This is a genomic window from Desulfonispora thiosulfatigenes DSM 11270, from assembly GCF_900176035.1.
Taxonomy (GTDB): Bacteria; Bacillota; Peptococcia; order Peptococcales; family Desulfonisporaceae; genus Desulfonispora; species Desulfonispora thiosulfatigenes.
In genome coordinates this window covers 44,783-57,926 of record NZ_FWWT01000013.1, presented here as the reverse complement: position 1 = coordinate 57,926, position 13,144 = coordinate 44,783, and the positions used below count along the sequence as shown (strand labels likewise).

The 13,144-nt window shown below is 31.7% G+C and carries 14 protein-coding genes; all 14 read left to right on the top strand.

The window, feature by feature from the left end; all coding sequences use genetic code 11:
• The first annotated feature begins 67 nt into the window (after nt 1-67).
• Entirely contained in the window at nt 68-628 is a 561-nt protein-coding gene (pth, locus tag B8965_RS03930) for an aminoacyl-tRNA hydrolase (RefSeq protein ID WP_084052562.1), read from the top strand.
• Nucleotides 629-643: 15 nt separating this feature from the next.
• A complete protein-coding gene (locus tag B8965_RS03925) occupies nt 644-1,024 on the top strand; it encodes a hypothetical protein (protein ID WP_084052561.1) in 381 nt (126 codons plus the stop codon).
• Nucleotides 1,025-1,037: 13 nt separating this feature from the next.
• Entirely contained in the window at nt 1,038-4,547 is a 3,510-nt protein-coding gene (gene mfd, locus B8965_RS03920; protein WP_084052560.1) for a transcription-repair coupling factor, read from the top strand.
• Between the two features lie 41 nt (nt 4,548-4,588).
• Complete coding sequence (locus B8965_RS12430) at nt 4,589-5,641, top strand: peptidylprolyl isomerase (protein WP_084052559.1); 1,053 nt, start codon at nt 4,589-4,591, stop codon at nt 5,639-5,641.
• A gap of 191 nt (nt 5,642-5,832) precedes the next feature.
• Entirely contained in the window at nt 5,833-6,396 is a 564-nt protein-coding gene (gene spoVT, locus B8965_RS03910; RefSeq protein WP_084052558.1) for a stage V sporulation protein T, read from the top strand.
• Nucleotides 6,397-6,507: 111 nt separating this feature from the next.
• Nucleotides 6,508-8,112, top strand: coding sequence for a putative polysaccharide biosynthesis protein (locus B8965_RS03905; RefSeq protein ID WP_084052557.1), 1,605 nt, complete (start codon nt 6,508-6,510; stop codon nt 8,110-8,112).
• A complete protein-coding gene (yabN, locus tag B8965_RS03900; protein ID WP_084052556.1) occupies nt 8,113-9,570 on the top strand; it encodes a bifunctional methyltransferase/pyrophosphohydrolase YabN in 1,458 nt (485 codons plus the stop codon).
• Nucleotides 9,571-9,665: 95 nt separating this feature from the next.
• Nucleotides 9,666-9,941 carry an HU family DNA-binding protein gene (locus B8965_RS03895; protein WP_084052555.1) on the top strand — a complete coding sequence of 92 codons (276 nt, stop codon included), beginning with the start codon at nt 9,666-9,668 and terminating at the stop codon, nt 9,939-9,941.
• A gap of 56 nt (nt 9,942-9,997) precedes the next feature.
• Nucleotides 9,998-10,237: an RNA-binding S4 domain-containing protein gene (locus B8965_RS03890; RefSeq protein ID WP_084052554.1), complete on the top strand. Its 240-nt coding sequence runs from the start codon at nt 9,998-10,000 to the stop codon at nt 10,235-10,237.
• A 100-nt stretch (nt 10,238-10,337) separates the two neighbouring features.
• Nucleotides 10,338-10,622, top strand: a complete 285-nt coding sequence (locus tag B8965_RS03885; RefSeq protein WP_159446262.1) for a YabP/YqfC family sporulation protein — start codon at nt 10,338-10,340, stop codon at nt 10,620-10,622.
• Between the two features lie 10 nt (nt 10,623-10,632).
• Nucleotides 10,633-11,214 carry a spore cortex biosynthesis protein YabQ gene (gene yabQ / locus B8965_RS03880; RefSeq protein ID WP_084052552.1) on the top strand — a complete coding sequence of 194 codons (582 nt, stop codon included), beginning with the start codon at nt 10,633-10,635 and terminating at the stop codon, nt 11,212-11,214.
• 142 nt (nt 11,215-11,356) lie between these two features.
• Nucleotides 11,357-11,701 carry an FtsB family cell division protein gene (locus B8965_RS03875; RefSeq protein ID WP_159446261.1) on the top strand — a complete coding sequence of 115 codons (345 nt, stop codon included), beginning with the start codon at nt 11,357-11,359 and terminating at the stop codon, nt 11,699-11,701.
• Nucleotides 11,702-11,768: 67 nt separating this feature from the next.
• Nucleotides 11,769-12,194 (top strand): S1 RNA-binding domain-containing protein, encoded by a 426-nt coding sequence (locus B8965_RS03870; protein WP_084052550.1) that lies wholly within the window; start codon nt 11,769-11,771, stop codon nt 12,192-12,194.
• Nucleotides 12,195-12,244: 50 nt separating this feature from the next.
• Nucleotides 12,245-13,141: a Ppx/GppA phosphatase family protein gene (locus tag B8965_RS03865; RefSeq protein ID WP_084052549.1), complete on the top strand. Its 897-nt coding sequence runs from the start codon at nt 12,245-12,247 to the stop codon at nt 13,139-13,141.
• Nucleotides 13,142-13,144: the final 3 nt, after the last annotated feature.

Here is a 13,144-nt window from a genome sequence, read left to right as displayed (position 1 = left end):
AAAACTTATTTTTATCATAGATATTATACTATCTGCTTTAATTAGTAAGTCAAAGGAGAGATTTTTTGTGTTTTTAATTATAGGTCTTGGCAATCCTGGGGATAAGTATAAAGACACTAAACATAATGTGGGGTTTTTAGTTATTGATAAGATAGCAGATAAACTAGGTGTAAAGGTAGAAAAAAAACAAGCAAGAAGTTTAGTTGAAAGCACCTATTGGGATGGCAAAAAGGTCTTATTAGTTAAGCCTCAGACTTATATGAACTTAAGTGGGGAAGCTGTAAGAGAATTAATAAATTATTATGATAATATTGAAAACTTTATCATAGTATATGATGATTTAGATTTAGATATAGGTCAGCTTAGATTTAGACGTGATGGTAGTGCAGGTGGACATAATGGACTAAAGTCTATTATCAGCCACTTACATTCAAGCGACATTGAAAGATTAAAAATTGGTATTGGAAAGCCAACAAAAGGTTATCCTGTAAAAGATTATGTTTTGCAAAGGTTTAGTAAAGAAGAAAAAGAAATAATGGATAGTAGTATAGAAAAGGCGGTTAATGGGATAGAATTATGGTTAAAAGAAGATATAAGCGTGGCCATGAATAATTTTAATAAAAAATAAGTTTGGAGAATATTTATGTATTTAATTGCAGGATTAATTGCCGCCCTACTTGCCTGGGGGGCTAATGTTGTTTTGCTTAAAAAATGGGGAGAAGCAGCTCTCTTAGTTTTAACCCCTATTCAAGAAGAAATATTCAAAACATCTCTAGCCATTTTTTTTGGTGGTTCGATAATATTAACTCACGTTATATTTGGAATTATTGAAGGAATATGGGATATGAAATTTAATATTAAAGGCTTGATACCTGGAATATTAGCAGTAGTTATTCATTCCTTTTTTGGGTTTATAACTTGGATTGTTTATATAAAATGGGGAAATTTAAGTTTTGCGATTATGATTGCAATTATTATGCATATAATGTGGAATACACAGATAGTAAAAATAAACAATAATTGAAAAGGAGGACACTATGCAAACACCGCCTATACTTGGTGAGTTAGCCAATTCACCTGATATAGAGTTAGTACTCAAATCTTTTACTAAAAACAAGGAACAATACATCTATGGATTAAGTGGTGTCCAAAAGAATATTTTATTATCCTTAGTAGGACTAAAAACAGATAAAAGCATGCTTGTTGTTTGTGATAATTTAAAACGTGCTAAAGAAATTTGTGATGATTTAAATTTTTTACTTCCAGATTATGACGTTTTATATTTTCCGCCTTTAGAAGTGATACCATTTGAAATATTAGCTCAGAGTGTAGAAATTCAGCAACAAAGATTACAAGTATTAGAAAAGCTAGTACGGGGAGAAAGGATAGTAGTAGTTAGTCCAATTGAATCCTTAACTAAAAGATTATTACCACCTAAGTTATTTAAAGATTCAATAAGAGATATTAAAGTGGGTCAAGTTATATCCTTGGACAAATTAAAAGAATATTTTGTCAAGTATGGTTATGAAAGAGTAGAGAAAGTAGAAATTCCAGGGCAGTTTTCTTTTCGGGGTGGAATATTAGATATATATCCTGTAATTTATGAAAATCCTGTGCGAATTGAGCTTTTTGATGATGAAGTAGATTCTATTCGGTTTTTTGAAGTAGATAGTCAAAGATCTATCAAAAATACACAAAAAATAAGTCTCTTTCCTGCAAGAGAATTTTTTCTGTTGCCAGAATATAAGGATGTAGGATTAGAAAATATTACTAAAGAATATGAAAAACAAAAACAAGCTCTGTTAAAAAAGAAAGACAGGGAAGCTGTAGATAAAATTACAAGTCGGATGAATGAAGTAATTGAAAAAATTACAAATGATTTATATTTTCCAGGTTTAGAACAATTTCAATCATATTTTTATGATAATCTGGATATACTTATTAACTACTTTTCACAAGATAGTATTTTATGTTTAGATGAAAAAGGCAGGGTAATTGAAGCGGAGGCACATCAGGAAAAGGAAAGAAATATTAGTTTTTCTGATTTATTAATAAGGGGTACAGTCCTTCCTGGACAGACCAATTTTTATACAGGAGTTTCTGATATTTTAACAGCGATAGAAGAAAGAAAAACTCTTTATTTATCGTTATTACCACCAAAGGGAACAACAGCACTTAGCATAGAAACTAAAACCTTACCTCCTTTTTTCTCGAAAATTAGGCTTTTAGCTGATGAAATAATTGAATGGAAAAGAAAAGATTATAGTATAGTTATTTTAGTTTCTTCCAAGGACAAAGCATTCAGATTAATTCAGGCCTTAAATGATTGTGATATTGAGGCTACTTGGGTCGGAGAAAACTATAGATTACAAAAGAAAAAGGTTATTATTGCTCAGGGTAATTTAAGTACTGGGGCAGAATTTATCAAAGCTAAAACAGTCTTTATTTCAGAAAATGAAATTTTCACCCAATCGCAAAAAAGGACTAAAAGGTTATTTCAAAAAGAAGGTAAACGAATAACTAAGTTAGATGATTTGCAAGTAGGAGATTATGTTGTTCATGCTTTACATGGAATAGGACGATATATTGGGGTAGAAAAATTAATTGTTAGTGATGTTGAAAAGGATTATATCGTAATAAAATATTCAGGTGAAGATAAATTATTTGTACCTACTGACCAAGTTAATTTGTTACAAAAGTATATAGGTAATGAGGGTAAGATACCTAAAGTACATAAGTTAGGTGGAAACGAGTGGCAAAAGGTTAAAACAAAGGTACAAAAATCAGTAAAAGAGTTAGCAGAAGGCCTAATTGTGTTATATGCCAAAAGGGCAAAAGAACCAGGTTATCAGTTTTCAGAAGATGATAATTTCCAAAGGGAGTTTGAGGATGTTTTTCCTTATAAAGAAACTCCTGATCAGCTTCGTTCGATTGAAGAAATTAAGGCTGATATGCAAAGGCCAATGCCAATGGATCGTTTATTGTGTGGAGATGTAGGTTACGGTAAAACAGAAGTTGCTATTAGGGCTGCTTTTAAGGCTGTAAATGAAGGTAAGCAGGCTGCCATCTTAGTTCCGACCACTGTCTTAGCCCAGCAACATTATAATACCTTTAAAGAAAGGTTTTCTGAATTTCCGGTTACAATAGATGTAATAAGTCGTTTTAAAAGCCCAAAGGAGCAAAAAAGAATCTTTGAAGAATTGAAACTAGGCGAAATTGATATTGTAATAGGAACGCATAGATTATTATCTAAACAAGTAAGCTTTAAAGATTTAGGACTTTTAGTTGTAGATGAAGAACAAAGGTTTGGAGTAACGCATAAAGAAAAAATAAAGGGACTAAAGGCTCAAGTAGATGTATTAACACTTTCAGCAACTCCGATACCACGTACCTTACATATGTCTTTAGTAGGTATTAGAGATTTAAGTGTTATTGAGACTCCGCCAGAAGATAGGTATCCGATTCAAACATATGTGGTAGAACATAGTCCTGATTTAGTTAAAGATGCAATTAGAAGAGAATTAGGCAGGGGAGGACAGGTGTATTACGTTCATAATCGAGTAGAAGATATAGAAAAAATCTACGAATTTTTAAAATTTATTATTCCAGAAGCACGAATAGGTATTGCTCATGGAAAGATGAAGGAAAGCATGCTGGAAAAGGTTATGTTTGATTTTATGGAGCATGAGCTAGATATTTTATTATGTACTACAATTATTGAAACTGGATTAGATGTTTCAAATGTGAATACTTTAATTGTTGATGAAGCGGATAAGATGGGACTTTCTCAGTTATATCAGTTAAGGGGTAGAGTAGGAAGAGCTAATCGAGTGGCTTATGCTTATCTTACATATAAAAAGGATAAAATTTTATCTCCAACCGCTGAAAAAAGATTACATGCTATTAGGGAATTTACAGAACTTGGATCAGGATTTAAAATTGCTATGAGAGACTTAGAAATTAGAGGTGCAGGAAACCTGTTAGGACCAGAACAACATGGACATGTGGCGTCCGTTGGTTTTGACATGTATTGTAAGCTCTTAGAAGAAGCTGTCAAAGACCTTAAAGGCGAAAAGAAACAAGAAGAAATTAAGGTCGAGGTTGATTTAGAAGTAAGTTCCTTTATTCCAGATTTCTATATTAATGATCCTGCAATTAAATTAGATTTCTATCAAAGGATAGCGTCAATTAAGGTAGTCCAAGAAGTTAATGAGCTAGAAGATGAGTTAATGGATCGTTTTGGAGATATGCCGACAGAAACAAGGAGTTTATTAGAAATTGCCCGTATTAAAATATTAGCTTTTAATTGTAAGATTAATTCTATTAAACAAAAAGAAACGATGATTAATCTAAAGTTTTCTGATGACCCTGGTTTAGAAGGAGAGGATATCTTAAATATAGTCCAAAAATATAAGCGTAGGGTAGTGTTTGGGGGAGAAAGAGAATGGGGCATGAAGATAAATATCGTTAAACTAAAGAGAGAAGATTGGTTAACTCTATTAGAAAAGGTACTTATAGAAATATCTAGCCTTGTATCTGGAAAATAATATTTGTTATAATGGCTTAAAGATTGAAAGGGGAGAAATAAATGAAAAGGTTTGCAAGTATTTTACTACTAGGAGTGTTAATTTTCTCTTTGACTGGTTGTCAGAGTAAAGATTATGTAGCAAAGGTTAATGATGAGGTTATTACTAGAGATGAGTTAGATAATAAAGTTGTGCAAATAGCTGCATCAGAAGGACTTAATTTAGAAGATCCACAATATGCTTCTTTTAAAGATTATTTTGATTTACAAGTTTTAAATCAAATTATCGATGAAAAATTATTAATGAAACAAGCAGAGAAAAAAAATATCAAAGCCGATTCTAAGGTGGTTGACGAAAAATTAGCGCAAATTAAAGGTCAATTTGCATCTGACAAAGAGTACAAAGAGTATTACGAAAAGCAATTTAAAATGTCTGAAAAAGAAATTAAACAAGTTGTTACAGATTCCATAATTATGGAAAAACTTTTTGCAGAAATAACTAAAGATGTCAAGATAACTACAGATTTACAAACTTATTATAATGAAAATAAAGAAGAATTTAACCAACCTGAAAAAATTAAAGCAAAACATATTTTAGTAGAAACAGAAAAAGAAGCAAAAGAAATCTTAAAACAAGTAACAGAAAACAAGGCAGACATGGAAAAATTAGCCCAAGAAAAATCCATCGATCCTTCTGCTAAGGAGAATAAAGGAAATTTAGGGTATTTTCCAAGAGGAAGTATGGTTCCTGAATTTGAAGAAGTAGCTTTTGCCTTAAATGCTGGAGAAATAGCTAAAGAACCAGTAAAATCACAGTTTGGTTATCATATTATTCAAGTAGAAGATAAGGTTGCAGCAAAACAATTATCTTTTGAAGAAGCAAAAGGGCAAATTGAAGATAAGTTATTAACTGGAGCTAAAAATAATAAGGTAATGGAATATCTTACTGAGGTAAGAAAAGAAGCTAAAATTGAAAATAAATTAGAAAAAGAAGTAAATGAAAAGTTAGAAGAAGAAAAGAAAACTCAAACAAATCAGCCTGTTGATGAAACAAAATCAGATGATACTAAGGCAGATGATAAAGTAAAAGATAAAGAACCAGAAGAGAAAAAATAATTTAAAACCTTTGGAGTTTAGTTTCTCCAAAGGTTTTTTGTATATTTAGAGCCAAAAACAAGTAAATTAACCTTATATAAAAAACACATATATGAATAATTTAGGGATAAATACAAATACTTCTATTATTGGGTTTAGGAAAAATAATAATTTATTTACCCAATAAGCTAAAAGGAGGGAAGGACTTACTTATGAAAGCAACAGGAATAGTAAGACGAATTGATGATTTAGGTAGGGTTGTAATACCTAAAGAAATTCGTAGAACATTACGTATCCGTGAAGGAGACCCTTTAGAGATTTTCGTCGACCGAGAAGGAGAGGTAATTTTAAAAAAATACTCACCTATCGGTGAGTTAGGAGAATTTGCAGGAGAATATGCAGACTCGCTAAATGAAGCAGTTGGGCATATTGCTTGTATAGCTGACAGAGATCAAGTGATAGCCATTTCAGGAGCAACAAAAAAAGAATATATGAATAAGAGATTAGGTAATATAGCTGAAAAGGTCATGGAAGATAGAAGGGCAATTTTAATAGAAGATACAGCAAACCACCCTTTTGCTCAATTAGCAGAAGGAGAAGAAAGCGGAGTAGAAGGTAAGTTTATTTCTCTTGCTATAGCACCAATTATTACCGAAGGCGATCCTATAGGTGTTGTAATGGTAGCAACAAAAGATAGTAGCGTTAAAATGACTGAATTAGAATTAAAACTTGCAGAAACAGCAGCATCTTTTTTAGCAAAACAAATGGAGCAGTAAAAGTGGTGGTGGCTAAACACCACCTTTTTTATGTCTAGTTATTGTCATAGATAGATACATAAGATATTATTAGAAAGTGACAAAACAAGTAAAGTAAGGAGATAAGAAAAAGTGGATCAAAAATCTATATTTAAAGGAGCCTTAATTTTAAGCTTAGCTGGGGTTTTAAGTAAGGTGCTAGGAGCTATATATCGAATTCCTTTTGCTAGATTGGTAGGGGATGAAGGTGTAGGGTTATATCAAATGGCTTATCCATTTTATACATTGATTTTAGCCATATCGACAGCGGGAGTTCCTTTAGCAATCTCTAAATTAATAGCAGAGCGTCAAATAAAAAAAGATTACCATGGAATAGGGCGAATTTTTAAAATTTCGTTATTACTATTGTTTATTGTAGGTACTATGTTTTCGCTAGGGTTATACTTTAGTGCGGATTTTATAGCAGTAAATTTCTTTAAAGAACCTAGAGCAGCCTTGAGTTTAAAGGCTATTGCACCAGCAATTGTTATGACTACATTAATGGCTACAATCAGGGGTTATTTTCAAGGATTTCAAAATATGACTCCAACAGCATTATCGCAAATATTTGAACAAATCATAAGAGTAACAACTGTCTTTATTGCAGCATTTTACCTATTACCACTTGGTGTAGAATACGCAGCAGCTGGAGCTACCTTTGGAGCATTTACAGGTGGTTTTGCATCTTTATTTTTACTAACCATGATATATTTCTGGCATAATAAAAAAAATAAAGTTAGATATGATTACACCTTAAAGCAAACAGATGAAGGATTTACTGATATTACTAAACAAATAATGTTTTTAGCTATACCTATTTCAATAGGTGCATTAGTATTGCCTTTAATGCAACTTTTAGATTCATTTATAGTACCTGCTAGACTTCAAGCAGGAGGTTTTACAACGGTAGAAGCTACTCGTCTTTATGGGCAATTATCAGGGATGGCCGGGGCGATAATTAATTTGCCTTTTATAATTACTACGGCACTCGCTGCAAGTTTAGTTCCTGCCATATCGGGGCTTTTATCAGAAGGTAAAAAAGAACATATAAGAGAACAATTTAGTCAAGTATTAAGACTTGCCTTAATAATTGTGTTGCCTGCAAGTATAGGATTATTAGTATTAGCAGAGCCTATTAGTATACTTCTGTATAATTTAAAAGAAGCTGGAACGCCTCTAGCTTGGCTGGCTCCGAGTATTATAGCAATTGGCTTATATCAAACCTCGGCAGGAGCACTACAAGGATTAGGTAAGCCTATAGAACCCGTATATAGTTTAATCTTAGCAGCTGTAATTAAAATAGGGATGACTTATACCTTAACAGCTTTACCCGAATTTGGCATAAAGGGAGCAGCTCTAGGGACAGTTGTAGCCTTTTTTATGGCAGCTATTAGAAATTTATTTGTAGTAAATAAAGAGTTAAAAGGTCATTGGTTTAAACTACAAGATCATTTTATAAAACCAGGGTTTTCTGTTACTATGATGGGATTAATGGTAATCTTTATTTTTAAGAGTTTAAGTAGGGTAGGCATGGGAAATTCCCTTAATACATTAATATCAATATGTCTTGGTGGGGCAATTTACTTTTTAGTATTATTATTAGTGGGAGGAATACGAGCCTCTGAAATAAAGGAAGTTCCACGCATTGGAATAAGGCTTTTAAGTGTACTGCGTAAATTAAAGTTAGTGAGGGATTAAATGGCTAAGATAATAGTAATGGGACTAGGTCCAGGATCGGAAGAGGCGATAAGTTTAGGTACGATTAATAAGTTAAAAGAATCAAAACAGGTTTTTTTACGTACCTCAAAGCATCCTGTTGTAGCTAAATTTCCTTTGTGGAATATAGAATATAAAGCTTTAGATAATTTTTATGAAGCAAAAAGTTTTGAGGAAGTATATCAAGATATTACTAATTTTCTCTTGACTAAAGCTAAAAAATATGGAGAAATAGTATATGTTGTTCCAGGAAGTCCACTTGTAGCAGAAAGTTCTGTACAAATTTTACAAGATAGTGCTAAGATACAGGAAGTGAAGATTGAAATATGCCCAGCTTTAAGTTTTTTAGATGCTATTTATCCAATTATTCAAAAAGATCCAAGCCTAGGAATGCAAACCCTAGATGCAGTGCAAAGTGATTTAGAAAAAATAAATCCAGCTTTAGACGCACTAATTTGTCAGGTATATAATAGATTTGTAGCATCAGATTTAAAACTAAGTTTAATGGAATATTATCCTGACCAATTTATGATTAAGGTTATAAGAGCAGCAGGGGTGAAAGGTTTAGAAAGAATAGAATCGATACCTCTTTATCAATTGGATCATTTAGATTGGGTAGATCATTTAACTACTGTATTTGTACCAGCACTTGATAAAAAAAGTGCTGCTAAATGCGATTATCCTTTAGATCCTTTAGTAGACGTTTTAAAGAGTTTACTATCACCAACTGGATGTCCTTGGGATAAAGAACAAACACATGAAACTTTAAAAAGATATCTTTTAGAAGAAGCCTATGAAGTTATTGACGCAATAGATAATAAAGACATGAATAATCTTTCAGAGGAATTGGGAGACTTATTATTACAAATAGTTTTTCATAGTTCCCTAGCGAGTGTTAGAGATGATTTTGATTTAAATGATGTTATTTTTGGGATAACTGAAAAAATGATTAGACGTCATCCCCATGTTTTTGCAAATACCAAAGTTTCTGATGCTGATGAAGTATTAGTTAATTGGGATAAAATTAAAGAAAAAGAAAAAGGTAGAAAACCTAAGGGTTTGCTTGGAGATATTCCGCGTAGTATGTCAGCTCTAATGTATGCAGATAAATTACAAGCAAGAGCAAGTAAGGTAGGCTTTGACTGGGATAATGTTACAGGTGCATTTTCAAAATTAGACGAAGAAATTTTAGAATTAAAAGAAGCTATCAAGGGTACAAATGGAGAGGTTTACGATGAACTAGGAGATGTGCTTTTTTCTATTGTAAATGTAGCTAGATTTGTAAACCTTAATCCTGAAGAAGCTCTTTTTTCAACTATTCGTAAATTTCGTAAAAGGTTTAATTATCTTGAAGAAAAAGCAAATCAATCAGGAAAAGAAATTCAGGAATTTAGTTTAGATCAACTTGACAAGTGGTGGGAAGAATCTAAACTTAAATAAAAAAATAATTAACAAAGCACAAGCAGGAATTTCAAGATGTTAAGAAGAATATCCATGAGCAAGTGTAAACAACAAATTGGTAGGAGGTAATTTTTTTGAACAAGACCGAACTTATATCTAGTGTGGCTGAAAAATCTGGACTTACAAAAAAAGATGCAGAAAAGGCTGTGAATGCTTTCTTTACATCTATAGAGGAAACTTTAAAAAGTGGTGAAAAGGTTCAATTAGTTGGTTTTGGTACTTTTGAAGTAAGAGAACGTAAAGAACGTGTGGGTCGTAACCCTCAAACTAACGAAGAAATTAAAATCCCAGCTGCAAAGGTTCCAGCATTTAAAGCTGGTAAAAACCTTAAAGAAGCAGTAGCTGAGTAATATTAGTAGGATCAGGTTCAAATTAGAACCTGGTCTTTTAAAATTGAGGTGTAAAAATGCGAATAGATAAGTTTTTAAAGGTTTCAAGATTAATAAAAAGAAGGACATTGGCTAAAGAAGTTTGTGATGGTGGTAGAGTGAAAATTAATGAAAATGTTGCAAAGGCAGGTTCAAATGTAAGTGTTGGTGATATTATTGAAATATCGATAGGTGCAAGAAATACCAAGGTTAAGGTATTAGGAGTAAAAGAAAATGTAAGAGCAGATCAGGCAACTGAATTATATGAATTATTATAAAGCCCTAAGATTAGTTACTAATCTTAGGGCTTTATCTGTACTTAAAACAAAATTAATAGCATATAAGTTAAAAAGAAGTATTATAGGGGAGGTTCTCTTAATGAACATCAAATCCACAGAATATTTAATAAGCATAAAAAACAGAAAAGGCTTTATTGCTAGTGGTGTCATGAATGTTGACTCTTATGATGACAATGAAATTATAGCTGTAACTAGATTAGGGTTTTTAAGAATTAAAGGTGAAGAATTACATATTATCAGTTTAAATTTAGAAGAAGAAACCTTAGAGGTAGGGGGGCATTTTATTAGCCTTGAGTATTTTGAAGATAAAGGTACAAAACTTCGTGCGAAGAGCAAAGGGATCTTAAATAAACTATTAAGATAGGAAGTTGTATATGCAGCCAATAATAGAACAAATATTAATATTCTTCGGAACTATTTTCATAGGGTCTTTAGTAGGGATTAGTTATGATGCCTACTGGGTAGTCAGGGCTATGGTACGTCCTCGTAAAATAGGAACTCTAATTGGTGATATAATTTTTTGGATTTTAATTACGGCACTTGTTTTTGTATGTTTAATTTTAGGGAATTGGGGAGAGGTTAGAGCTTACGTATTCTTAGGGTTAATTATAGGATTTTATCTCGAATATAAAAAATGTAGTGGAACGATCAGAAAATATATTCATAAGGTTTTATTATTTATAATTAAGACAATTAAAAAAATCATCGCACTTATTAAAAGTATAATAAAATTCATCAAAAAGGTATTTAAAATAATTATGATGCCGGTACATTTTGTTATTAAGCTAATTAAAATGCCTTTTAAGTTTTGCAAAAAAGTTTATAGAAAGATAAGGAATATAGTAAAAAAGAGCAAGAATAAGGCTAAAAAAATAATAAAAGGTCCATTTAGTAAATTAAAAAAGAAAATAGAAAAAGATGAAGATGAAGATGAAGATGATGAAGAAGAGGATTAATAAAAGTCCCTGAAAACCAAAATAAATTTTTAGGCAGGTATTTGCAAAGAAAAGTAGAATATTACAAATAACGTCTTATATACTAAATGCTATGGGGCAGAGGGTCATATTTTCTCCCTTTGCTATATGGAGGAGGATGGAGATGGCTCTATCTGCCAGAAAACCACAAAATTTTAAAGATAACAGAAAAGTTAATAATAAAGAAACAAAGAGGTTTCAGGGACTAGTTAAAATAGTTTTTATTATTTTTTTACTTTATTTGATAATTAGTTTTATTTTAGGTATTTTCAAAGCTTATTCATTGAAAAAGGATATTGCATCTTTAAGAAATGAGGTGGAAAGCTTACAGAAGGTTAATTATCAATTACAAAAAGAAGTAGAGTATATTAAAAGTCCAGAAGCTATTGAAAAGTTAGCGAGAGAGAAGTTAGGTTTAGTAAAACCTGGAGAGATTGTAGTCATGCCGTCGAAAGAGGCGAGAGAGTAAGCTTGACAAGGGTATTTTTAATAGATATAATAAGATGACTTTTTATATTTGAGGAGGATTATTCTGCATGTCCATTACAAAGGGGCAAATTATTGAGGGCGTAGTTTCAAAGATTACCAAATTCGGAGCTTTTATTGAGCTTCCAGGGGGGGCTACTGGCCTAGTTCATATTTCTGAAGTTGCTGATAGTTATGTAAAAGATGTTAATGATTTTCTAAAACAACAAGATCCTGTTAAGGTTAAAGTAATTAACATCGATGAGAATGGCAAGATCGGCTTATCTATTAGACAAGCAGTTCCTAAACCAGAAAAACCACCAGAAAAATTCTCAAGGCCTAATAAGCCTTTTAAATCTAAAGCTAAACCATTTCAACCAAAAGAAGTTACCTTTGAGGATAAAATATCTAGATTTTTCAAAGATAGTAGCGAACGTTTAGCGCCTTTAAATTTGAAAAATGACTTTAAAAGAAAAAGAACTAATAATAAAGGATAGCACCCAGAAGTTTTGGGTGTTTTTTTATTTTCTAATAAAGGAGTAAATATATGAGAGTAGCTATCATAGATATTGGAACTAATAGTACGAGACTTTTAGTTACAGATATAATTAATAATGAAATAATACCCGTTTTAAGTACATTAGAATCAACAAGAATAGGCGAAGGAATAGGGAAAAATTTAGAAATCAAAACCCAAGTATTACAAAGGACACTGGATTGCCTAAATAATTATAAGGATAAGTGCCTTAGCCTAGATGTACAGGAAATAAGAGTAATTGCAACAAGTGCTGTTAGGGATGCTAGCAATAGAGATCAGGTAGTGCAAATGATTGAAGACATAACTAGTTTAAAGGTCGATGTTATAAGTGGAGAAAAAGAAGCATATTTAAGTTTTATAGGCGCTACTAGTGATGAGGATATTTCTAATGATAAAGATAATTTAGTAGTTGATATTGGAGGAGGTAGCACAGAACTAGTTTCTTTTAGTAATAATCGGCTAAATTGTAATAGCGTTAAAGTTGGAGCTGTAAGATTAGCAGAAAATAGAGAAATAGATAATGTTAATCATGTTTTAAAACCTTTAATTATGGACATCCCTAAGAATTTTCGACTAATTGGAGTGGGAGGAACAATAACTAGTTTAGCAGCAATCCAGTTAGGGCTAGAAAAGTATGATCCGAATTTGATTCAAGGCTTTGTTTTAAACTTAGCTGTTATAGAAAAGTTATATTATGATTTAAGTAAAATGGAGTTAGAAGAACGAAAGAATGTCAAAGGACTTCAACCGAAAAGGGCAGATATTATACCGTTTGGGATAATTATTTTGAAAAATATCATGGATTTATTAAATGCCCAGGAAGTTAGTGTAAGCGAAAAGGACCTTATGCATGGTCTAATAATGGAGGAGTTTATAAATAAGAAAAGTAAATATCCTTCACATTAATTG

What these genes read in the sequence shown, in the direction of transcription:
- mfd (WP_084052560.1), top strand. Translation starts at nt 1,038, where the DNA reads ATGCAAACACCGCCTATACTTGGTGAGTTAGCCAATTCACCTGATATA.
- spoVT (WP_084052558.1), top strand. Translation starts at nt 5,833, where the DNA reads ATGAAAGCAACAGGAATAGTAAGACGAATTGATGATTTAGGTAGGGTT.
- B8965_RS03865 (WP_084052549.1), top strand. Translation starts at nt 12,245, where the DNA reads ATGAGAGTAGCTATCATAGATATTGGAACTAATAGTACGAGACTTTTA.
- B8965_RS03875 (WP_159446261.1), top strand. Translation starts at nt 11,357, where the DNA reads ATGGCTCTATCTGCCAGAAAACCACAAAATTTTAAAGATAACAGAAAA.
- yabQ (WP_084052552.1), top strand. Translation starts at nt 10,633, where the DNA reads ATGCAGCCAATAATAGAACAAATATTAATATTCTTCGGAACTATTTTC.
- B8965_RS03885 (WP_159446262.1), top strand. Translation starts at nt 10,338, where the DNA reads ATGAACATCAAATCCACAGAATATTTAATAAGCATAAAAAACAGAAAA.
- B8965_RS03925 (WP_084052561.1), top strand. Translation starts at nt 644, where the DNA reads ATGTATTTAATTGCAGGATTAATTGCCGCCCTACTTGCCTGGGGGGCT.
- B8965_RS03870 (WP_084052550.1), top strand. Translation starts at nt 11,769, where the DNA reads ATGTCCATTACAAAGGGGCAAATTATTGAGGGCGTAGTTTCAAAGATT.
- B8965_RS03890 (WP_084052554.1), top strand. Translation starts at nt 9,998, where the DNA reads ATGCGAATAGATAAGTTTTTAAAGGTTTCAAGATTAATAAAAAGAAGG.
- B8965_RS12430 (WP_084052559.1), top strand. Translation starts at nt 4,589, where the DNA reads ATGAAAAGGTTTGCAAGTATTTTACTACTAGGAGTGTTAATTTTCTCT.
- yabN (WP_084052556.1), top strand. Translation starts at nt 8,113, where the DNA reads ATGGCTAAGATAATAGTAATGGGACTAGGTCCAGGATCGGAAGAGGCG.